The sequence below is a fragment of the Streptomyces sp. R41 genome (genome assembly GCF_041053055.1).
GTDB lineage: Bacteria > Actinomycetota > Actinomycetes > Streptomycetales > Streptomycetaceae > Streptomyces.
This window is the reverse complement of sequence record NZ_CP163443.1, coordinates 2,130,271-2,152,308: the sequence shown is the minus strand read 5'-3', so window position 1 is coordinate 2,152,308 and position 22,038 is coordinate 2,130,271. Positions and strand designations below refer to the sequence as shown.

At 70.6% G+C, this 22,038-nt stretch carries 19 protein-coding genes; 16 read left to right on the top strand and 3 right to left on the bottom strand.

Going from position 1 to position 22,038, the window contains the following annotated elements:
* Positions 1-19 precede the first annotated feature (19 nt).
* From AB5J53_RS10195 to AB5J53_RS10175, 5 genes are all read left to right on the top strand, one after another.
* Complete coding sequence (locus AB5J53_RS10195; protein ID WP_369245300.1) at positions 20-1,213, top strand: argininosuccinate synthase; 1,194 nt, start codon at positions 20-22, stop codon at positions 1,211-1,213.
* Positions 1,214-1,324: 111 nt separating this feature from the next.
* The gene (argH, locus tag AB5J53_RS10190) at positions 1,325-2,758 is read left to right on the top strand and encodes an argininosuccinate lyase (RefSeq protein ID WP_369245299.1); all 1,434 of its coding nucleotides are present in this window, start codon (positions 1,325-1,327) and stop codon (positions 2,756-2,758) included.
* A gap of 76 nt (positions 2,759-2,834) precedes the next feature.
* On the top strand, positions 2,835-3,806 hold the full coding sequence (locus AB5J53_RS10185; protein ID WP_369245298.1) for an aldo/keto reductase: 972 nt from the start codon (positions 2,835-2,837) through the stop codon (positions 3,804-3,806).
* An 82-nt stretch (positions 3,807-3,888) separates the two neighbouring features.
* On the top strand, positions 3,889-4,440 hold the full coding sequence (locus AB5J53_RS10180; RefSeq protein ID WP_369245297.1) for a TetR/AcrR family transcriptional regulator: 552 nt from the start codon (positions 3,889-3,891) through the stop codon (positions 4,438-4,440).
* Positions 4,437-5,960: an MFS transporter gene (locus AB5J53_RS10175; protein WP_369245296.1), complete on the top strand. Its 1,524-nt coding sequence runs from the start codon at positions 4,437-4,439 to the stop codon at positions 5,958-5,960. The genes AB5J53_RS10180 and AB5J53_RS10175 overlap by 4 nt, the downstream gene beginning before the upstream one ends.
* Before the next feature lie 82 nt (positions 5,961-6,042).
* On the opposite strand, the gene AB5J53_RS10170 is transcribed toward AB5J53_RS10175, so the two are convergent.
* Entirely contained in the window at positions 6,043-6,732 is a 690-nt protein-coding gene (locus tag AB5J53_RS10170) for a lysophospholipid acyltransferase family protein (protein WP_369245295.1), read from the bottom strand.
* 384 nt (positions 6,733-7,116) lie between these two features.
* Here AB5J53_RS10170 and AB5J53_RS10165 point away from each other — a divergent pair, with 384 nt between their 5' ends.
* From AB5J53_RS10165 to AB5J53_RS10155, 3 genes are all read left to right on the top strand, one after another.
* A complete protein-coding gene (locus tag AB5J53_RS10165) occupies positions 7,117-8,283 on the top strand; it encodes a glycerophosphodiester phosphodiesterase (protein WP_369245294.1) in 1,167 nt (388 codons plus the stop codon).
* 91 nt (positions 8,284-8,374) lie between these two features.
* Positions 8,375-8,869 carry an RNA polymerase sigma factor gene (locus AB5J53_RS10160; RefSeq protein WP_369245293.1) on the top strand — a complete coding sequence of 165 codons (495 nt, stop codon included), beginning with the start codon at positions 8,375-8,377 and terminating at the stop codon, positions 8,867-8,869.
* Between the two features lie 57 nt (positions 8,870-8,926).
* Positions 8,927-9,430: a GNAT family N-acetyltransferase gene (locus AB5J53_RS10155; RefSeq protein WP_369245292.1), complete on the top strand. Its 504-nt coding sequence runs from the start codon at positions 8,927-8,929 to the stop codon at positions 9,428-9,430.
* Between the two features lie 18 nt (positions 9,431-9,448).
* On the opposite strand, the gene AB5J53_RS10150 is transcribed toward AB5J53_RS10155, so the two are convergent.
* Both AB5J53_RS10150 and AB5J53_RS10145 read right to left on the bottom strand, forming a co-directional pair.
* A complete protein-coding gene (locus AB5J53_RS10150) occupies positions 9,449-9,832 on the bottom strand; it encodes a hypothetical protein (RefSeq protein WP_369252138.1) in 384 nt (127 codons plus the stop codon).
* A gap of 163 nt (positions 9,833-9,995) precedes the next feature.
* Positions 9,996-10,355, bottom strand: a complete 360-nt coding sequence (locus tag AB5J53_RS10145) for a hypothetical protein (protein WP_189187955.1) — start codon at positions 10,353-10,355, stop codon at positions 9,996-9,998.
* A gap of 69 nt (positions 10,356-10,424) precedes the next feature.
* On the opposite strand from AB5J53_RS10145, the gene AB5J53_RS10140 reads away from it, so the two are divergent.
* The 8 genes from AB5J53_RS10140 to cobA all read left to right on the top strand — a co-directional run bounded on the left by AB5J53_RS10140 (position 10,425) and on the right by cobA (position 22,024).
* Positions 10,425-11,072 (top strand): HAD family hydrolase, encoded by a 648-nt coding sequence (locus tag AB5J53_RS10140; protein WP_369245291.1) that lies wholly within the window; start codon positions 10,425-10,427, stop codon positions 11,070-11,072.
* A 376-nt stretch (positions 11,073-11,448) separates the two neighbouring features.
* Positions 11,449-12,483 carry a methionine ABC transporter ATP-binding protein gene (locus AB5J53_RS10135; protein ID WP_369245290.1) on the top strand — a complete coding sequence of 345 codons (1,035 nt, stop codon included), beginning with the start codon at positions 11,449-11,451 and terminating at the stop codon, positions 12,481-12,483.
* Complete coding sequence (locus AB5J53_RS10130) at positions 12,480-13,217, top strand: methionine ABC transporter permease (RefSeq protein WP_369245289.1); 738 nt, start codon at positions 12,480-12,482, stop codon at positions 13,215-13,217. Before AB5J53_RS10135 ends, AB5J53_RS10130 begins: the two co-directional genes overlap by 4 nt.
* A gap of 74 nt (positions 13,218-13,291) precedes the next feature.
* Positions 13,292-14,122: a MetQ/NlpA family ABC transporter substrate-binding protein gene (locus AB5J53_RS10125; RefSeq protein ID WP_369245288.1), complete on the top strand. Its 831-nt coding sequence runs from the start codon at positions 13,292-13,294 to the stop codon at positions 14,120-14,122.
* A gap of 238 nt (positions 14,123-14,360) precedes the next feature.
* The gene (locus tag AB5J53_RS10120; RefSeq protein WP_369245287.1) at positions 14,361-14,999 is read left to right on the top strand and encodes a GNAT family N-acetyltransferase; all 639 of its coding nucleotides are present in this window, start codon (positions 14,361-14,363) and stop codon (positions 14,997-14,999) included.
* Between the two features lie 173 nt (positions 15,000-15,172).
* Positions 15,173-16,384, top strand: coding sequence for a precorrin-6y C5,15-methyltransferase (decarboxylating) subunit CbiE (gene cbiE, locus AB5J53_RS10115; RefSeq protein ID WP_369245286.1), 1,212 nt, complete (start codon positions 15,173-15,175; stop codon positions 16,382-16,384).
* Between the two features lie 345 nt (positions 16,385-16,729).
* Positions 16,730-20,533, top strand: coding sequence for a nicotinate-nucleotide--dimethylbenzimidazole phosphoribosyltransferase (cobT, locus tag AB5J53_RS10110; RefSeq protein WP_369245285.1), 3,804 nt, complete (start codon positions 16,730-16,732; stop codon positions 20,531-20,533).
* Between the two features lie 246 nt (positions 20,534-20,779).
* Positions 20,780-22,024 (top strand): uroporphyrinogen-III C-methyltransferase, encoded by a 1,245-nt coding sequence (cobA, locus tag AB5J53_RS10105; protein ID WP_369245284.1) that lies wholly within the window; start codon positions 20,780-20,782, stop codon positions 22,022-22,024.
* The last annotated feature ends 14 nt before the right edge of the window (positions 22,025-22,038 follow it).

Genomic DNA, 22,038 nt, shown 5'->3' with positions numbered 1-22,038 from the left:
GCACTGTGAGGAGAATCCCGTGACCGAGCGCGTCGTACTCGCCTACTCGGGCGGTCTGGACACCTCCGTCGCCATCGGCTGGATCGCCGAGGAGACGGGCGCCGAGGTCATCGCCGTTGCCGTGGACGTCGGCCAGGGCGGCGAGGACCTGGACGTCATCCGCAAGCGCGCGCTCGCCTGCGGTGCCGTCGAGGCCGAGGTCGCGGACGCCAAGGACGAGTTCGCCGATGAGTACTGCCTCCCGGCGATCAAGGCCAACGCCCTCTACATGGACCGCTACCCGCTGGTCTCCGCCCTCTCCAGGCCGACGATCGTCAAGCACCTCGTCGCCGCCGCCCAGAAGCACGGCGCCACCACGGTCGCCCACGGCTGCACCGGCAAGGGCAACGACCAGGTGCGGTTCGAGGCCGGCATCGTCGCCCTCGCCCCCGACCTCAAGTGCATCGCCCCCGTCCGTGACTACGCGATGACCCGGGACAAGGCGATCGCCTTCTGCGAGGAGAAGCAGCTCCCGATCGCCACCACCAAGAAGTCCCCGTACTCCATCGACCAGAACGTCTTCGGGCGCGCCGTCGAGACGGGCTTCCTGGAGGACATCTGGAACGCCCCGATCGAGGACATCTACGAGTACACCTCCAACCCGGCCGAGTCCCGCGAGGCCGACGAGGTGATCATCTCCTTCAGGCAGGGCGTCCCGGTCGCCATCGACGGCAAGCCCGTCACCGTGCTCCAGGCCATTCAGCAGCTCAACGAGCGCGCCGGTGCCCAGGGCATCGGCCGGATCGACATGGTCGAGGACCGGCTCGTGGGCATCAAGTCCCGCGAGGTGTACGAGGCCCCGGGCGCGATCGCGCTGATCACGGCCCACCAGGAGCTGGAGAACGTCACCGTCGAGCGCGAACTCGCCCGCTACAAGCGGCAGGTCGAGCAGCGCTGGGGCGAACTGGTCTACGACGGCCAGTGGTTCTCCCCGCTCAAGCGCGCCCTGGACGGCTTCATCAACGAGGCCAACGAGCATGTCAACGGCGACATCCGACTGACCCTGCACGGCGGCCGCGCCGTCGTCACCGGCCGGCGCTCCGACACCTCGCTCTACGACTTCAACCTGGCGACGTACGACACGGGCGACTCGTTCGACCAGGCCGCGGCCAAGGGCTTCATCGACATCTACAGCCTGTCGTCGAAGATCGCGGCGAAGCGCGACCTCGCGTAAGCAGTAGCGTGAATGCCGCCCCCCTGACCGCCGGTCGGCAGGGGGGCGGTTGCACGAGGGTCTGGGGTGTCCCCCAGAAAACACAGCCACCATCTCCGAGGAGCAACGCAAGTGAGCAGCAACAGCGGTGACGTACGGCTCTGGGGCGGCCGTTTCGCCGACGGTCCCGCCGAGGCCCTGGCCAAGCTGTCCGCGTCGGTCCACTTCGACTGGCGCCTCGCGCCGTACGACATCGCCGGTTCGCGTGCCCACGCGCGCGTGCTGCACAAGGCGGGCCTGCTCACGGACGACGAGCTGACGCGCATGCTCGCGGGCCTCGACCGGCTCGAAGCGGACGTGGCGTCCGGCGACTTCGTGGGCACCATCGCCGACGAGGACGTCCACACCGCCCTGGAGCGCGGCCTTCTCGAACGTCTCGGCCCCGACCTCGGCGGCAAGCTGCGCGCGGGACGGTCGAGGAACGACCAGGTCGCGACCCTGTTCCGGATGTATCTGCGCGACCACGCCCGCGTCATCGGCGGCCTGATCGCCGACCTCCAGGACGCCCTGATCGGCCTGGCCGAGGCCCACCCGGACGTCGCGATGCCCGGTCGTACGCATCTTCAGCACGCCCAGCCGGTGCTCTTCGCCCACCACGTCCTCGCGCACGTCCAGTCCCTGTCCCGGGACGCCGAACGCCTGCGCCAGTGGGACGAGCGGACGGCCGTGTCGCCCTACGGCTCGGGTGCGCTGGCCGGTTCCTCCCTCGGCCTCGACCCGGAGGCGGTCGCCAAGGACCTCGGCTTCGAGCACGGCAGCTCCGCGAACTCCATCGACGGCACGGCCTCCCGCGACTTCGTCGCCGAGTTCGCCTTCATCACCGCGATGATCGGCGTGAACCTCTCCCGGATCGCCGAAGAGGTCATCATCTGGAACACGAAGGAGTTCTCCTTCGTCACCCTCCACGACGCGTTCTCGACGGGCTCGTCGATCATGCCGCAGAAGAAGAACCCGGACATCGCCGAGCTGGCGCGCGGCAAGTCGGGCCGTCTGATCGGCAACCTGACCGGCCTGATGGCGACGCTCAAGGCCCTCCCGCTCGCGTACAACCGCGACCTCCAGGAGGACAAGGAGCCGGTCTTCGACTCCTGCGACCAGCTGGAGGTACTGCTCCCCGCCTTCACGGGCATGATGGCCACGCTCACCGTCAACCGCGAGCGCATGGAGGAGCTGGCCCCGGCCGGCTTCTCGCTCGCCACCGACATCGCCGAGTGGCTGGTCAAGCAGGGCGTGCCGTTCCGTGTCGCGCACGAGGTCGCGGGCGAGTGCGTGAAGGTCGCGGAGGCCGAGGGCATCGAGCTGGACGGTCTGACCGACGAGCAGTTCGCGAAGATCTCCGCGCATCTGACGCCCGAGGTGCGGACCGTCCTCAACGTCCACGGCGCCCTGGCCTCCCGCAACGGCCGTGGCGGCACGGCGCCGAGCGCGGTCGCCGTGCAGCTCGCCGAGGTCAAGTCGGATGTGGCCGGCCAGCACGCCTGGGCCACGGCGAAGCAGAAGAAGTAGCAGGTCGCGTACGAGAAGGACATCGCGGGATACGTTGGTCCGGAGCCGTAACGGAGCCGACCGAACGGAGCCCGCGATGCCCTTCGCCCGCCTGGCCGCAGCGACGACTGCCACCGCCCACATCGGCCTCGGCCTGGCCGCCGTAGGCCGCCCCGGCTACATCAACCTGGGCCGTGAACAGGACCTCCCGGCCGACCGCAGTGTCGACGCCCTGCGCGAGCGCACCCATGAACTCCTCGAAGCCGCCTACGCCCAGGGCGTGCGCTACTTCGACGTCGCCCGCTCCTACGGCCGCTCCGAGGAGTTCCTCGCCGACTGGCTGAACCACCGGCCCGACATCGACGACGTCGTGATCGGCAGCAAGTGGGGCTACACCTACACGGCGGACTGGCGCATCGACGCCGAGGCGCACGAGGTCAAGGACCACAGCCTCGCCACGTACGAGCGGCAGCGCGCCGAGACGGCGGAGCTGCTCGGCGACCGGCTCGACCTCTATCAGATCCACTCGGTGACCCCGGACAGCCCGGCCCTCACAGACAAGGAACTCCACGCCAAGCTCGCCGAAGCGGCCGCGCAAGGTCTCTCGATCGGCTTCTCCACCAGCGGGCCCACTCAGGCCGACGCCATCCGCGCCGCGCTGGCCGTGACGGTGGACGACGAACCGCTCTTCCGCACGGTGCAGGCCACGTACAACGTGCTGGAGACCTCGGCCGCGCCCGCATTGGCCGAGGCCCACGACGCCGGGCTGACGGTGATCGTCAAGGAGGGCGTGGCCAACGGCCGGCTCGCGGGGCCGTATGCGCCGGACGCCCTGAAGGCCGTCGCCGCGGAGACGTCCCTGGGCTGTGACGCGGTGGCCCTGGCGGTGATCCTGCGCCAACCCTGGGTCGGTGTCGTGCTCTCCGGGGCGGCCACCGCCAACCAGCTCGCCTCGAATCTGCACGCCGCGGTCGTCGACCTCGACGACGACCAGCTGTCCCGGCTCGCCGCGCTCGTGGAGGATCCGCAGGCGTACTGGGAGCGGCGCGGACAGCTGCCCTGGCACTGAGCATCTCCCGACTGACACCGGTCGATGAGACACGCATGTATTCAATGAGACAAAGATGTCTCATGTGGTCTATCATTGCCTCATGGCCGTCGACCGTGACCACGTGCTGCGCAGCGCAGCCGCCCTGCTCACCCGCAAATCCACCGCCACCATGGACGAGGTCGCCAAGGCGGCCGGGATCAGCCGGGCCACGCTGCACCGCCAGTTCGCGGGCCGCGACGCGCTCGTACGGGCGCTGGAGTCGCTCGGCATCCAGGAGTGCGAGGCAGCCCTGGACGCCGCCCGCCTCGACGAGGACACCGCCCAGGAGGCCGTGCGCCGCCTGGTGAAGGAGCTCGAAAGAGCGGCCGGACTGCTCGCCTTCCTCTACACCGAGAACCAGCTGTTCGAGGGCGAGGAGCAGAACGAGGGCTGGGCCCGGCTGGACGGGCGGATGGCCGCCCTGTTCCGGCGCGGTCAGGAGAGCGGCGAGTTCCGCATCGACCTCAGCCCGGCCTGGCTCACCGAGGCGCTGTACGGACTGATGGCCTCGGGGGCGTGGGCCGTGACCGAGGGCCGGGTCGCCGCCAAGGACTTCCACTACATGATCGTCGAGCTGCTGCTCGGCGGCGCACTACGGAGAGAGGAATCATGACCAGCACCCTGCAGCCGGTATCGACGGCGGCGGTGGAGAAGCGCCCGGGCCGTTGGGCTGCGCTCTCGGTGTTGATCCTCGCCGTGCTCCTTGTAGCCGTCGACGCGACCGTCCTCGGCCTCGCGACGCCGTACATCAGTGAGGACCTGAAGCCCTCGGGCACGCAGCTCCTGTGGATCGGTGACGTCTACTCGTTCGTCATCGCCGGTCTGCTCGTCTCCATGGGCAGCCTCGGCGACCGCATCGGCCGCAAGAAGCTGCTGCTCGTCGGCGCCACGGCGTTCGGTCTGATATCGGTGCTCAACGCCTATGCCACGACACCGGAGTTGATGATCCTGGCGCGGGCGCTGCTCGGCGTCGCGGGCGCGACCCTGATGCCCGCCACACTCGCCCTGATCCGCAACCTCTTCCACGACCCGCGCGAGCGCAGCCTCGCCGTCGGCATCTGGGGTGCGACCGCCTCCGCCGGTACGGCAGTCGGGCCGGTCGCCGGAGGATTCCTGCTCGAACACTTCTGGTGGGGTTCCGTCTTCCTCATCAACCTCCCGGTGATGATCGTCCTCGTCCTCGTCGGCAGCAGGCTGCTGCCCGAGTCGAAGAACCCGAACCCCGGGCCCTGGGACCTGTCCAGCGTCGCCCTCTCGCTCGTCGGCATGATCGGCGTCGTGTACGCGGTGAAGGAAGCCGCCGCGCACGGTCTCGGCTGGCAGCCGGTGGCCACCGGTCTGTTCGGTGCCGCCGCCCTGTACTGGTTCGTGCGCCGCCAACTCACGCTGCCCGCACCGCTGTTGGACGTACGGCTGTTCCGCAACCGGGGCTTCTCCGGAGCGGTGCTCGCGGACCTCTTCACCGTCCTCGGCCTGTCCGGGCTCGTCTTCTTCCTCTCCCAGTACCTGCAACTCGTGCAGGGCAGGGGGCCGTTCGAGGCCGGGCTCGCCGAAGTTCCCGCCGCCGTCGGCGCGGTGGCGACGGGTCTGGTCGCGGGCACGTTCGCGCGGCGGTTCTCGGTGCGCGCCGTGGTCTCCGGCGGTCTCGCCGCGGTGGGTCTGGCGCTCGGTTCGCTCACCCTGTTGAGCCAGTCCACGGGCTATCCGCTGCTCGGCGCCGCCCTGCTGGTCGTCGGCATCGGCGCGGGCTTCTCGTTCACCGTCACCGCCGACGTGATCCTCTCCAGCGTGCCCAAGGAGCAGGCGGGCGCCGCGTCCGCGGTTTCCGAGACGGCGTACGAACTCGGCGCCGCCCTCGGCATCGCCCTGCTCGGCTCCATCGTGACCGGCGTCTACGCGGGGTTCACCGGCCCGGCGGGCACACCTGCCGCGGCCCACGAGTCGCTCGGCGGTGCGGTGGAGGCGGCACAGGGTCTCCCCGCCCACACCTCCGAGGCCCTGCTGAACGCGGCCCGCGAGTCCTTCGTCGACGGCCTCACGCTCGCGGCGGGCGGCGGCGCGGTGGTACTGCTCGCCACGGCGGTGGCGGCATGGTTCCTGCTGAGGGGACAGCGCCTGGAAAGCACGCCGTAGTGGAAGCGCCCCTCAGGGGCGCGGGGAACGGCGCGACCAGCCAGCGCAGCCGCACCCGAAAACCGGCAGTCGGCCGGAGGCGCTACGCGGCCTTCGCCTTCGTGGCGTACATGTCCACGTACTCCTGACCCGAGAGCCGCATGACCTCGGTCATGACGGAGTCGGTCACGGCCCGCAGCACATACCGGTCACGGTCCATGCCCTCGTAGCGCGAGAACTCCATGGCCTCGCCGAAGCGAACCGTGACGCGGCCGGGCCGCGGCATCCCCGCCCCGCCCGGCTGCAGCTTGTCCGTGCCGATCATCGCGAACGGCACGACCGGGGCGCCGGTCATCAGGGTCAGCCGGGCGATGCCGGTGCGGCCGCGGTACAGGCGGCCGTCGGGGGAGCGCGTGCCCTCGGGGTAGATCCCGAAGACCTTGCCCTCCTCCAGGACACGGCGGCCGGTCATCAGCGCCGCGACACCGCCGTTCGCGCCGTCCCGGTCCACCGGGATCATGCCGACGCCGGTGAAGAACCAGGCCATCAGACGGCCCTTGAAGCCCTTGCCGGTGACGTACTCGTCCTTGCCGATGAAGAACACCTGCCGGTCGCAGACGAGCGGAAGGATCATCGAGTCGATGAACGTGAGGTGGTTGCCGGCCAGGATGACGGGACCGTCGCCCGGGATGTGCTCCACGCCCTCCACCCGTGGGCGGAACATCAGGCGCATGATCGGTCCGAGCACTGCCTTGATGAGCGCGAAGCGGGACAACGGGCCCTCCGGTGTCAAGGGATCGGTATGAAGTCTGTGCAGGTGAGGACGATACTCGCGCCCCCCGGGGTATTGCACATCGGGCACATCGGGTTCACCGAGGTCTTACGCACTGTTGACGCAGCTTTACCTGCGGTGTCGCTCCGTCGGCCGCGCGTAACGTGACCGCCACGATGTGACGGACATCGCCCGTCAGGCCCAGTGGGCGCGTACCCGACATCGCCCGGAGGGCCCAATCGCCGCGTACCCGATCCGGCCGGGGCCAAGCGGACGGATCGTCAGAACTCTGTCCTCGTACGACATCCAGCGTCACCCCCGTGTTCCCGACGACGTCTCCCGCCCGTCACGGGCGCGCCTCTACGATCGGCCCGCACTGGCGAAGACAGGACGACGGAGGCGCTCATGGGAACGCAGGAGTCGGACGAGCGGACACGCGGGACCGGACGGCGGGCGCTGCTCGGCGCGGCGGTGCTCGGCGCGGGCGTGGCGGCACTGGGCACGGCGGGCACGGCGAGAGCCGCCGACGCGCAGCACGGGGACGGCGGCCTGAAGAGCCTGCCCGTGCCGACGATCATCGGGCACCGCGGGGCCAGCGGCTACCGGCCGGAGCACACCTTCGGCTCGTACCAGCTGGCCCTCGACATGGGCGCGGACATCGTCGAGGCGGGCGACCTGGTGCCCACCAAGGACGGCCACCTCGTATGCCGCCACGAGCCGGAGATCGGCGGGACCACGGATGTCTCGGCACACCCCGAGTTCGCCGACCGCAAGACCACCAAGACCCTCGACGGGGTCGCCACGACGGGCTGGTTCACCGAGGACTTCACGCTCGCCGAGCTGAAGACCCTGCGCGCCGTCGAGCGCATCCCGGCCAACCGCCCGCACAACACCCTCTACAACGGCCGCTGGGAGATCCCCACCTTCGAAGAGGTGCTCCGCTGGCAGGACGAGCAGACCCGCAGGCGCGGCAAGCAGGTCTGGATCTACCCCGAGACCAAGCACCCCACCTACTTCCGCAAGCTGGGCCTCGGCCTGGAGGAGCGGGTGGCCAAGCTGCTGCACAAGTACGGCAAGGACAAGCGGAACTCGCCGGTCATCCTCCAGTCGTTCGAGCCGACCAGCATCCAGCGGCTGAACGAGCTCGTCGACAACCCCCTGGTCGTCCTGCTCTCCACCGCGACCAGCCGCCCCTGGGACTTCGTCGAGGCGGGCGACCCGCGCACGGTCGCCGACCTGATCACCCCCAAGGGCCTCAGGGAGATCGCCGGCTACGCGCAGGGCATCGGCCCGACCCTCGACCTGGTCATCCCGAAGGACGCGAGCGGCAACCTCACCACGCCGACCACGCTCGTGTCCGACGCGCACAAGCGGGGCCTGATCCTGCACCCGTACACCATGCGCAACGAGAACCCCTTCCTGCCCGCGAACTTCCGCAAGGGCACCGACCCGACCGCCTACGGGGACGCCTTCGGCGCGTTCCAGACCTACTTCGAGACGGGCATCGACGGCGTCTTCTCCGACAACGCGGACACCGCGCTGCTCGCCCGCGCGGACTTCCTCGACGGATGACCCGCGTCAACGGATGACCCCGCCACCCCGATTGGGGTGACAGTCGGCCGCTCCGGCAACCTCGCGCCGGGGCGGCCGCGTCGTGCCGCATATGACACACGACATGGTGGCCACGCTGCGCCCCCTCCTCGCCGCCGAGGCCTCGGCCGAGGCGTATGCGTCCGGCGCCGAGCAGAGCGACCTGGAACAGGCCGTCTGGCTGCGCCTCCTGGAGCGACTCGACAGCGAGGGCCCACCGGTTGATCCGCAGGGCTGGCTGCGCCGCGCCGTGCGCTCGGAGGCCCGCCGCAGCCGCCGTACGGCCCGCATTGAACAGCCGTATGCCTCCGAACCCGCCGACGAACGCGGTCCCGGCCCGGAACAGGAGGCGATGACCGCCGACCGCCGCCGCGCGCTGCACGCCGCCGTACGACGCCTGCCCGGCCGCTGCCCGAGCCTGGTGGCGGCACTGCTCTCCCCGAAGGACCTCACCTACCAGGAGATCGCAGGGGAGTTGGGTATCTCACAGGGCAGTCTTGGCCCGGAACGTTCCAGATGCCTGGGATGTCTGCGGCGATTGCTCACGGTGGAGGTTGCGGCCCGCTGACGGCGGGGATAGGAGTGAGGGACATCCGGTGAACAGGTGAGCGGGAGGCATGCACACATGGGCATGAGCGTGACCATCTCGGCGGCGACCGAGCAGGACGCAGAGCAGATCCTCAAGCTGCAGTACCTCTGCTACCAGAGCGAGGCCGAGCTGTACGGCGACTACGGCATCGAGCCGCTCACACAGCCGCTCGACTCCCTCAGGGCGGAACTGGCGGGCGGCACCGTGCTGGTGGCCCGGCTCGGAGAAGAGGTGGTGGCCTCGGTCCGTGGCGCCGTCGACCCCGACGGCACGGCCCGCATCAACAAGCTCATCGTCCACCCGCGCATGCAGAGCCACGGCCTCGGCGGACGCCTGCTCGCCGCGATCGAGGCCCGGCTCGGCGAGGACGGCGCGGCCAAGTCCTTCCAGCTCTTCACGGGCCACCGCAGCGAGCGCAATCTCCGCCTCTACCGCAAGCACGGCTACGCCCCGGTCTCCCAGGAGCGCGTCGACGAGCGGCTCACACTGGTGACCCTGGCGAAGGGTGCCGAGGCGGGCGCGTTCGTGGCCAGCGCGTAGCTGCCAGCGAATGTGCGGTTACTGAACCGGGGTTACCGAACCGGCGGCACGCGCCTTGCGCAGCCAGTACATCGCCGACAGCGGCAGCAGCACCGGGATGAACAGATAGCCCATCCCGTAGTCCGACCACACCGTGGCGTCGGGGAAGGCGGACGGCTCCACCAGCGTCCAGGTCCCGACGGTCAGTACGCCCGCGAGCTCGGCGGCGCAGCACACCAGCGCCGCCTTGCGGGCCGTCTCACCGCCGCGCACGAGCGAGTACGTGATGAAGCCGTAGACGACGCCCGCGACCGCGGACAGCGAGTAGGCGAGCGGAGCCTTGTCGAACTCGGTCGAGATCTGCACGGCCGAGCGCGAGACGGCGCCGACGACCATCACGCCGTACAGCCAGAGCAGCAGCATGCCCGGGCCGCTGATGAGCCGCGTCCGCTTGTTCTTCGCTGGCCGCTCTGCGCCTGACTTCTCTTCCGTGGCCTTCTCTCCCACCGGATTCCGAGCCACCGGCTTCTCGTCAGTCGGCTTCTTCTCCTGAGGTACCGTCCCGTTCTCCTCCGTGGCCGCCATCTCAGCCTCCCCAGATGTCATAGAGCCGCACCTCAAGGACGGCGAGGACGATGCCGCCGGCCGCCACCGTGACCGAACCCCAGCGAGTGCGCTCCGCCAGCGACATGAAACCCGCGGCCGGAATGCACGCGAAGGCGCCGAGCAGATACGCCACGAAGATCGTCGTCCCCTGCTCCGGCTTCTCGCCGCGCGCCAGTTGGACGATGCCGATCACCAGCTGGACCACGGCGAGCAGCGACACCACGGCCATGCCGATGAAGTGCCAGTCCTTGGTGGGCTGATCACGGTAGGCGGCCCAGCCGCACCAGGCGGCGAGCGCGAGCGCGGCGACGGCAGTCGCGACCGTCAGGGCATCAAGCATGCCGCGACCCTATTACGGGCCAAAAGACCCGATGCCCGCACCCCCTGGGTGCCCCGTAGGGTCGAGAGCATGAAGATCCACGCTGAAGCCCTGCTGTTCGACAACGATGGAACGCTCGTCTCATCCCTTGAGTCGGTCAACCGGTGCTGGACCCGATGGGCGCAGGAGTACGGCATCACGGCGGAGGACTTCGCCCGGATCGAACTGCACGGCCGCCCCGCCGTTGAGATAGCCGCCGACCTGCTCCCCGCCGACATCGTCCCCGAGGCCCTCGCGCGCATCGAGCAACTGGAGGTCGAGGACGTACCGGGCGGAGTCGAGGCGCTGCCCGGCACCCTCGCGCTGCTCGACGCCCTTCCCGCCGAGCGCTGGGCCGTCGTCACCTCCGCCACCCGGCGGCTGGCGGAGGCCCGGCTCGACGAGGTCGGCATCCGCCCCAAGACGCTGATCGCCGCCGACGACATCACCCGCGGCAAGCCCGACCCCGAGCCCTACCTCCTCGCCGCCCGCGAACTGGGCGTCGACCCGGCCCGCTGCGTCGTCTTCGAGGACGCCCCCGCCGGTCTCCAGGCGGGCCGCGCCGCAGGCATGACCACCGTGGCGTTGGCCACAACCCACCAGGCCCACGAGCTGGACGCCGACCTGGTGGTCAAGGACCTCTCGGCCCTGTCCGTACTGGTCACGGCCCAGGGACTGGAGATCTCCACCAGAGGCTGACAGGTGTCCACCGCTGTCCGCTATACGGACAGCGGTGGCAGGCCCCTCCTGTGGGTCTGCTTTACTTGATCCCATGACCACGACGAGCAGCCGCACCCTTGCGACCGAGGCGACCATGACGCCCGGTGCTCGTTGTATGTGTCGAATGTGCGCCTTCTAGAGGGCCCCCGCACCACCGCCTGGTCTCGCGCCCCGAAGCGAGACCGCCGCGCCCTGTCCGTACCACGTACGTGGCTGAGGCTGCCCCGCGCACAAGTTCTCCCCCCGGTTCCCTCCGGTTCCATCGCCATCGCGAGAACCGTGCCGCGTTCCCGACCGAATGCACCCGTGCCCGGCGCACACCCACGCCCTGCACTCGACAGTGACGGAAACCCCAGTGATCACGACAACGGGCCTCACCAAGGTCTACCGCTCGCGCGGCCGTGAAGTGACCGCCCTCGACGGCGTCGATCTGCATGTCCGCGAAGGTGAGGTGTACGGCGTCATCGGCCAGTCCGGCGCCGGCAAGTCATCGCTCATCCGCTGCGTCAACCTCCTGGAGCGTCCCACCTCCGGCACGGTCACCGTCGCCGGACAGGACCTCACCGCCCTCGCCGGCCGCGGCCCGCGCGCGGGCAAGGAACTCCGCAAGGCGCGCAGCCGCATCGGGATGGTCTTCCAGCACTTCAACCTGCTGTCCTCGCGCACTGTCCAGGACAACGTCGAGCTGCCGCTCGAAATCCTCGGCGTCTCCGGCAAGGCGCGCAGCCGCAAGGCCCTCGAACTCCTCGACCTGGTCGGCCTCTCCGACAAGTCGAAGGTCTACCCGGCCCAGCTCTCCGGCGGCCAGAAGCAGCGCGTCGGCATCGCCCGCGCCCTGGCCGGCGACCCGAAGGTGCTGCTCTCCGACGAGGCGACCAGCGCGCTCGACCCGGAGACCACCCGTTCCATCCTGCAGCTGCTGCGCGACCTGAACCGGCAGCTGGGCCTGACCGTCCTGCTCATCACCCACGAGATGGACGTCGTCAAGACCATCTGCGACTCGGCCGCCCTGATGGAGAACGGCCAGATCGTCGAGTCCGGCACCGTCAGCGAACTGCTCGCGACGCCCGGCTCCGAACTGGCCTCCGCACTCTTCCCGGTGAGCGGCGACGCCTCCGGCGACGACCGCACGGTCATCGATGTCACCTTCCACGGCGAGGCCGCCACCCAGCCCGTCATCTCGCAGCTCTCGCGCACGTACAACATCGACATCTCGATCCTGGGCGCCGCGATGGACACCGTCGCGGGCAAGCAGGTCGGCCGGATGCGCATCGAACTGCCCGGCCGCTACGAGGAGAACGTCGTGCCGATCGGATTCCTGCGAGAGCAGGGCCTGCAGATCGACATCCAGGGCCAGGAGCCCGTACTGGTGAACGAAGGTGCCAAGTGACCTGGTCCGAGATGCAGCCGCTGCTGTCCCAGGCGTGTTGGGACACGCTCTACATGGTCGGCTGGTCCACTCTCATCGCGATCGTCGGCGGCCTCCCGCTCGGCATCCTGCTCGTCCTCACCGACCGCGGCGGACTCCTCCAGAACGTCGTCGCCAACAAGGTCATCGGGCAGGTCGTGAACATCGCCCGCTCGATGCCGTTCATCATCCTGATGGTCGCGCTGATGAGCTTCACGCGCACGATCACAGGTACGACGATCGGTCGCGAGGCGGCGATCGTGCCGCTCGCCATCGGCGCGATCCCCTTCTTCGCCCGGCTTGTCGAGACGGCTGTCCGCGAAGTGGACGGCGGGCTCGTCGAGGCCGTGCAGTCGATGGGCGGCAACACCTGGACCGTCGTCAGCAAGGTCCTCGTACCGGAGTCGCTGCCGTCGCTGATCTCCTCCGCGACCACCACCATCGTCGCCCTCATCGGCTACTCGGCGATGGCCGGCACCGTCGGCGCCGGAGGCCTCGGCGACATCGCGATCCGCTACGGCTACCAGCGCTTCGAGACCGGACTGATGTGGATCACGGTCGCCATCCTCGCGGTCGTCATCTCCGTCATCCAGCTCGCCGGCGACTACGCCGCCCGTGGGCTGCACCGGCGCGGCGGGGACTCCGGAGCCGCGCCGAAGCTCCGCCTGCTGAAGGCCAAGGAGCCCGCGACCGCGGACGTCGGCAAGGTCGCCTGAGCCACCACCCTCCCCCTGAACTCCCCGTACCACCCAAAACGGGGTCGCTCCACCCATAAGGAAAGGCACTTTTCGTGCGTAACACCGCCAAGATCACCACCGCCGTCCTCGCCGCCGGAGCCCTCACCTTCGGGCTCACCGCCTGCGGCTCGGACAAGGACTCCGCCTCCTCCGACACCAGCGGTCCGCTGGTCGTCGCCGCGAGCCCCACCCCGCATGCCGAGATCCTCGACTACGTCAAGAAGAACCTGGCGAAGAAGGCGGGCCTCGACCTGGAGGTCAAGGAGTTCACCGACTACGTGACGCCGAACACGGCGACCGAGGACGGCTCCGTGGGCGCCAACTACTTCCAGAACCAGCCGTACCTCGACGACTTCAACAAGAAGAACGGCACCCACATCGTGCCCGTCGTCACGGTGCACCTGGAGCCGCTCGGTCTCTACTCCCACAAGGTCAAGAGCGCCGACGCCCTGAAGAGCGGTGCGACGATCGCCGTCCCGAACGACAGCGTCAACGAGGCCCGTGCCCTCAAGCTGCTCGCCGCCAACGGGATCATCACGCTCAAGGACGGCGTGGGCAACGAAGCGACCCCCGCGGACATCACCAAGAACCCGAAGAACCTCAAGTTCAAGGAGCTGGAGGCGGCCCAGACCCCGCGCTCCCTGGACGACGTCGACGCCGCGGTGATCAACGGCAACTACGCCATCGAGGCCGACCTCAAGCCCGCCAAGGACGCCCTCGTCCTGGAGTCCGCGCAGAACAACCCGTACGGCAACTTCCTCGCCGTCAAGAAGGGCAACGAGGACGACCCGCGCGTGAAGAAGCTCGCCAAGCTCCTCACCTCGCCCGAGGTCAAGAAGTTCATCGAGGACAAGTACGCCGGCTCCGTCATCCCGTCGTTCTAGTCGGTCCGGTCGTCCTTGTCTCGTCCGAGGTGAAGAAGTTCATCGAGGACAAGTACACGGGGTCGGTCCTGCCGGTCACCTCCGGCTGACGCGCCCCTCGTCACCGCACGGGGTCCACTCCATCACTTGGAGTGGACCCCGTGGTGCAGTTCAGTGCTTTCATGCTGCATGCTGGGCAGTTCAGCGGACCCGAAGGATTCCGAGGGCCCGAAGTCCCCCGAAGGTTACGGAGCGGCGCATGACGAGCACCTTCCCCGACATCTCCATCAGCACGGAGCGGTTGGTCCTGCGTGCGCTCGACGAGGACGACGTACCCGCCCTGGCCGAGATGATGAACGACGAGATGGTGGCGGCCTGGACGTCGGTGCCGCAGCCCTTCACCGAGGACGGCGCCCGCACCTGGATCACCGAGTACGCGCCCACGGAACGCACGGAGGGCCGCGGACTCGACCTCGCCGTCACCGAGTTCCTCACCCAGCGCCTGGTCGGCATCATCCAGCTCGGCAAGACGAACTGGCATGTGCGGTCCACTGAACTGTCGTACATCATCGCCCCCTGGGCACGCGGCGAGGGCTACGCCTCCGAGGCGGCGCTCGCCACCGCCCAATGGCTCTTCCGCGACCAGAAGTTCGAGCGCATCGAACTGCGTACGGCGGCCGACAACACCGCCTCGCAACAGGTCGCCCAGAAGATCGGCTGCATCAGCGAGGGCGTGCTGCGCAACGCCTGTATAGCGCGCACCCGTACCGAGGACGGAACCTGGGTCGACCTGCGCACCGACTTCATTGTGTGGAGCCTCCTCCCGGAGGACCTCGAAGGCGTCGGCGAGCAGCTCGCCGACACCGGTGGTTTCACGTCGTTCTCCGACTGGAACTGAGACCTACGGGAGCCGCGTCCCGGGGCCCTGGAACCGTCTACCTGAATCCGCGGGACCGCTCCCACGCGCGGGAGCCCGTCGCGGCACTGCCCAGCCGTACCAGGTACCCTCACGGAGCCCGCTCTCGGGCTGCCCCCTGACGACCTGCGAAAACCTTCTGGAGACTGACGACGATGGCCGACCGGGTCACGGTGATCGGCTGGGACGGCTCGCCGCTGACCGCCGCGGCGCGCTCCGCGCTCGGTGCCGCCAGCCTGGTGGCCGGCGCGGCCCACCACCTCGCGCTCCCCGAGGTGCCCCGGGCCGCCGAGCGCATCCGCCTCGGCAGCGTCTCCCTCGCCGCCCGCCGGATCGCGAACCACCGGGGCACCGCCGTCGTCCTCGCCGACGGGGACCCGGGCTTCTTCGGTGTCGTACGCACCCTGCGGGGCCCCGAGTTCGGCCTGGAGGTCGAAGTGGTGCCCGCCGTCTCCGCGGTGGCCGCCGCCTTCGCTCGCGCCGGGATGCCCTGGGATGACGCGCAGGTAGTCGTCGCACACCCCCGCACCCTGCGACGCGCGGTGAATGTGTGCCGCGCCCACACCAAGGTCGCCGTCCTCACCTCGCCGGGCGCCGGCCCCGCCGAACTCGGTCTGCTCCTCGGAGGAGTGCACCGCACCTTCGTCATCTGCGAGGAACTCGGCACCGCCCGCGAACAGGTCACCGTCGTGACCTCCGACAAGGCCGCCGACCACACCTGGCGCGACCCCAACGTCGTCATCGTCATCGGCGCCTTCGTGGCCGCGGCCGAGGGCGGCGGCTGGATCGCCGGACGCGACCCGGGCAATGGAGCGCGCGGCTGGGCGCTGCCCGCCGAGGCGTACGGCGGTGCGCTCGGCGAAGGCGAAACGGATCTGCTGCGCGCCGCCCAACTCGCCCGACTGGGCCCGCGCGTGGGGGACCTCGTGTGGGACATCGGCTCCGGCAGCGGCGCCTTCGCCACCGAGGCCGCACGCACCGGCGCCGCCGTCATCGCGGTCGACCGCAACCCGGGCTGCTGCGCCCGCACCGAGGACTCCGCCCGTCGCTTCGGCGTCCAGATGCAGATCGTGCACGGCAACGCGCCGCACATTCTGGAGGACCTTCCGGAGCCCGATGTCGTACGCGTCGGAGGCGGGGGAGCGGCGGTGGTCTCGGCCGTCGCCGACCGCCGTCCGCAGCGCATCGTGACGCACGCCGCCACCCGCGACGCGGCCGAACTCATCGGCCGGGACCTGACGGAGCACGGCTATGAGGTCGAGTGCGCCCTCATTCAGTCCGTCGAACTCGATACAAGGGCCTGGACGGAGAAGGAACGGAGCGTCGCGTTCCTGCTCAGCGGCCGTTTGCCGGATCGCGCCCCGTGATCCTGTTGTCGTACTCCGCGCGGTAGGCTGGCCGATCGTTGTACCGCTCCCGGGTGGTCGGCCTTTCGTCGGTCAATGTCCGGAAAACGCACCCGTTTTGAGGCGTGTGTGGTACGGCAGAACCGGAGGACGCGCAACGTGGCGCAGTCCACAGCGGGCCCTCGCGGATCAAGGTGTCGCGAAGGCGGGACGACCGGGACAATGCCAGTTAATGGCTTTGTCGTCTTTGTTGGCCGGTCGTTCGTGCCGCTGGGCACGCACGCTCGTTCTTCACAGTGGGGCGGTCGGTGCGCCGTTCCGGGCGAGCTGGACTTGGAAGCACTAACCGATGGGCGAGGGGTACGCATGACCGACACCGGCCAGGTCCCGGGCGAGGGACTGCCGGAGAACGCAGGCATGGTGGAGCAGCCGGGCGTCACCGCGCCGGGCGCGTACACCTTCCTCGACCCCTCCGAGAACCCCGCCGAGGACGACGACCTGCTCCTGATGCCGGGCGCGCCGGGAGCGCAGGGCGCGTGGGGCAACGAGGTGCCGCCACCGGCCCCGATGCCCTTCGCCCACGAGCCGGGTCCGCACGAGCCGGGTCCGCACGAGCCGGGTCCGCACGAGATGGCCGGACGCGACAGCGGCTCGGTCGACCTCGGCGGTGTCCGCGTGCCGAACCAGGGGCCCGCCCCGCAGCCGACGCCGGCGCGCCGCCCGCTGCACCTCGGCCCGCCGACGCCGGACGGCTCCGCGAGCCCGGTGCGGTCGCTGGCCGACCGTGGCCCGGCGGGTACGCCGGTCCCGCCCACTGCTCCTGCGGCCGCCGCTCCCGTAACTCCCGTACGGCACGCGGGTCCGCCGACGGCCGGGCCCGAGTACCTCGATGTGCCGCAGCTCGGCGAGACTCCGCCGCAGGGCGCCATGCCGTGGGGCGCTCCGCCCGTGGCTTCCGAGGCGGGGGCTGCAGAAACGGTCGTCCCGGAGGCGGGACAGACGCCCGAGTCCGTGCCGACCACCGAGTCGGTGCCGATCACCGAGTCCGGGTCGTTCCCGGAGGTGGCCCAGGTAGCGGATGCGCCTCAGTCCGCTGACGCCCCGCAGGCTCCGGACGCCGCTGAGCTTCCGGGGCTCGCGCACGCTCCCCAGATCCCGGTGGCCGCTGAGACCCCGGCGCAGGTACCCCAGGCCCCGGAGGGTTCGCTCACCCTCCAGGAGGCGGCGGGCGCCCAGGTTCCCGAGGCCGCGCCCACCCTGGACGGCGCGCTCGACCCGCGGGCCCCGCAGACTCCGGACGCCACGCCCTTCCCGGCGGCCCCGGAGATTCCGCACGCCCTCCAAGCGGTGGACGACACCGGATACGCCGGGCACGCAGGCGACGCCCACTCGCCCGCGCACGATGCCGCACCGCCGCAGATCCCGTCGGACGGCGGGCACTTCACACCCGCTCCGAACCTCGCCCCCGTGCCGGACCTCGCACCCGAGCAAGCCCCGCAGACGGCGCATGTGACCCCGCCGCAGATCGCCGACCAGGCCACCGTCGACCCGGTCGCATACGGAGCCGACCCGGCCGAGTCCATGGCCCAGTTCCCCACCCAGCCCGCCCAGTTCGCGGACCCTGGTATTCACATCCCGGAACCAGCAGCCCAGTTCGCGGACGCGGGATCCCAGACAGAGACCGCGCGGCCGCTCGCGGCAGCCGCGGCGCACGCTCCCGAGCCCGTGCAGGCCTCGCTCTCGGCGGACGCCTCGCACGGCCGGGCGGTCCCCGGCCTCGAAGCCTTCCCTGCCCAGCAGTTCGCGGATGCGGCCGCATTCTCCGAGACGGGTGCCACCGAGGCGTCGCACGGCGTGCCGGTAGGTGTGGCGGCCCACGCGGAGGCCTCGGTGGGCGGCCCACACGGCGAGCAGCACTTCCCAGGAGCCGGTGCCGCCGAAGGCGACGCGCCAGGCGCCTCCGGACTCCCGGGCACCCCCCTGGAGCCCCACGCGGACCAGCCCCTGGGCCAGTTCGTGCCCGTGGAGGGTCAGGTGCCGACGACCCCGCACCTGGCCCCGACCCCGCCGCACGCCATGACCGTGCCGCCGCTCCCCGTCGAGGAGCAGCCCACGGCCGAGGAGCCCACAGCCGAGGAGCCCGCGGAGGAGACGATCGTGGTGGCGCCCGCCCCCGTCGAGGAGGCCGCGGAGGAACCCTCGGAGGCTCCCGTCGAGGAAGCGGAGCAGATCGCTCCGGCAGTTGTGCCGGCGCCCCGCGAACCTCAAGGCGAGACCGAAACCGAGACCGAGACCGAAACCGAGACACCCCCCGTACCGGAGCCGCTCCCTGCGGACCCGGAGCCCGTAGTCGCACAGCAAGCGGAGGACCTGGACACCCAGGTCGCCGACCAGGAAGAGAGCACGGCCGTAGTGGAAGACGTACGAGAGTCCACCGGCCCGGCGGCCCCCGGTTACGACGACGCCGAGCGCGAGGCCGTGCTGCGCGTGATGCGCGAGCGCCGCGACATCCGCAATGGCTTCCGCAGCGATCCGATCCCGCACGACGTGCTGCTTCGTGTCCTGGAGGCCGCGCACACCGCGCCGTCCGTCGGCCACTCCCAGCCCTGGGACTTCGTCGTCATCCGCTCCGCCGACACCCGCCGGAGCATGCACGAACTCGCCCAGCGCCAGCGCGAGGCGTACGCCAAGTCGCTGCCCAAGGGCCGTGCGAAGCAGTTCAAGGAACTGAAGATCGAGGCCATCCTCGACACCCCGGTGAACATCGTCGTCACCGCTGACCCGACCCGCGGTGGCCGCCACACCCTGGGCCGCCACACCCAGCCGCAGATGGCCCCGTACTCCTCCGCGCTCGCGGTCGAGAACCTGTGGCTCGCGGCCCGCGCCGAGGGCCTCGGCGTCGGCTGGGTCAGCTTCTTCGACGAGCGCGAAATGGTCCGCGCCCTCGGCCTGCCCGAGCATCTGGAGGTCGTGGCGTACCTCTGCGTCGGATACGTCGACGAGTTCCCGGACGAGCCCGAGCTGATGCAGGCCGGCTGGTCCAAGCGCCGCCCGCTGTCGTGGGTCGTGCACGAGGAGACGTACGGCCGTCGCGCGCTGCCCGGCGAGGAGCCGCACGACCTGCTCGCCGAGACGGTCTCCAACATCCGCCCGCTCGACGCCAAGGCGCTCGGCGAGGCGTGGGAGCGCCAGAAGCGGATGACCAAGCCCGCGGGCGCGCTCGGCATGCTGGAGATCATCTCCGCACAGCTGTCGGGCCTGTCCCGGATGTGCCCGCCGCCGATCCCGGAGCCCGCCGCCGTCGCGATCTTCGCCGGCGACCACGGCGTGCACGCCCAGGGCGTCACCCCCTGGCCCCAGGAGGTCACCGCCCAGATGGTGGCCAACTTCCTGGGCGGCGGCGCGGTCTGCAACGCGTTCGCCAACCAGGTGGGCGCCGAGGTCTGCGTCATCGACGTGGGCGTCGCCTCCGACCTCCCCGCGACCCCGGGCCTCCTCCCGCGCAAGGTCCGCGCGGGCACCGCCGACATGACGACGGGCCCCGCGCTGACCCGCGAAGAGGTCACGGCTGCCATCGAGGTGGGCATCGAAACGGCCCGCGACCTGGTGGCGGCGGGCAACAAGGCGCTCCTGACGGGCGAGATGGGCATCGCCAACACCACGGCGTCGGCGGCCCTGATCTCGGTCTTCACCGGCACCGACCCGTCCGAGGTGACGGGCCGGGGCACCGGCATCAACGACGAGACCCTGGCCCGCAAGACCGAGGTCGTCCGCCGCGCCATCGAACTCCACCAGCCGGACCCCGCCGACCCCATCGGCGTCCTCGCGGCCATCGGCGGCCTCGAACACGCAGCCATGGTCGGCCTCCTCCTCGGCGGCGCCTCCCTCCGTACGCCGGTCATCCTGGACGGCGTCAGCGCCGGCGCGGCGGCCCTCGTGGCCCGTGCCATCGCCCCCGAGGTCCTCGCGGCCTGCATCGCCGGCCACCGCAGCGCGGAACCCGGCCACGTGGCAGCCCTGAACAAGCTGGGCCTGCGCCCCTTGGTCGACCTGGACCTCCGCCTCGGCGAGGGCACAGGCGCCCTCCTGGCCCTCCCGGTGGTCCAGAGCGCGGCAAGGGCGATGCACGAGGTGGCGACGTTCGATTCAGCAGGGGTAACCGAAAAGTAGGCGCAAGGGCTGTGGGCAGTCGTTCCGCCGGGGCGGAACGGCGGCCACAGCCCGCCCGCCGGCACGCAGACGAACAGGGGTCCGGGGCGGCGCCCCGGTTTCGGCAAGGGGCGGGCCTGGGGAAGGAAACTCCCCACCCGCCTCAGCCACATACCGCACCCGCAGCTTAAAATTCGCACGTCAGGGGCCTTCTCAACGCCGCGGGGCCCCGTCTCGCACCACCCCGCACGAGGGAGCCGCACCCCCATGGCCGAACACCCCGCCTACCCCGTAGGCCTCCGCCTCACCGGCCGCCGCGTAGTCGTCCTCGGCGGCGGCCAAGTGGCCGGGCGCCGCCTCCCGGCGCTCATCGCGGCGGGCGCGGACATTCACCTCGTCTCACCGGAGGCCACCCCCTCCGTGGAGGCGATGGCGGACGCGGGCGAGATCACCTGGACGAGGCGCCCGTACGAGGAAGGCGACCTGGCGAACGCCTGGTACGCCCTGATCGCCACCAGCGACCACGAGGCGAACACCGAGGCTTCCGCCGAAGCGGAGCGCCACCGCGTCTGGTGCGTCCGCTCGGACGACGCCGACGCGGCGACGGCGTGGACCCCGGCGACGGGCCACAGCGAGGGCGTGACGGTCGCGGTCCTGACGACGGACGCCCGGGGCCGGGACCCCCGTCACACGGCGGCGATCCGCGACGCCGTGGTGGAGGGCCTGCGCGACGGCACCCTGGTGGCGCCGCACCACCGCACCCGCACCCCCGGCGTCGCCCTGGTCGGCGGCGGCCCCGGCGACCCGGACCTGATCACGGTCCGCGGCCGCCGCCTGCTCGCCGAGGCCGACGTGGTCATCGCGGACCGCCTCGGCCCGCGCGACCTGCTCGCCGAACTCCCGCCGCACGTCGAGGTGATCGACGCGGCGAAGATCCCGTACGGCCGTTACATGGCCCAGGAGGCCATCAACAACGCGCTGATCGAGCACGCCAAGCAGGGCAAGTCCGTCGTACGACTCAAGGGCGGCGACCCGTTCGTCTTCGGGCGCGGCATGGAGGAGGCCCAGGCTCTCGCCGAGGCGGGCATCGCCTGCACCGTCGTCCCGGGCATCTCCAGCTCGATCTCGGTCCCGGGCGCCGCGGGCATCCCCGTCACACACCGAGGGGTCGCCCACGAGTTCACGGTGGTCAGCGGCCATGTCGCCCCCGACGACGAGCGCTCCCTCGTCGACTGGCCGTCCCTCGCCAAGCTCCGCGGCACTCTCGTCGTCCTGATGGGCGTCGACAAGATCGGCAAGATCGCCGAAACCCTTGTCGCGCACGGCAAGCCGGCCGACACCCCCGTCGCTCTGGTTCAGGAGGGCACGACCGCCGCGCAGCGCCGCGTCGACGCGACCTTGGCGACGGTCGCCGAGACCGTACGGACGCAGGACGTGAAGCCGCCGGCGGTGATCGTCATCGGCGAGGTCGTGAACGTGGGCGTGCACAGCCCGCTGAAGGCTTCCGAGTAACCACGGGTAACCCA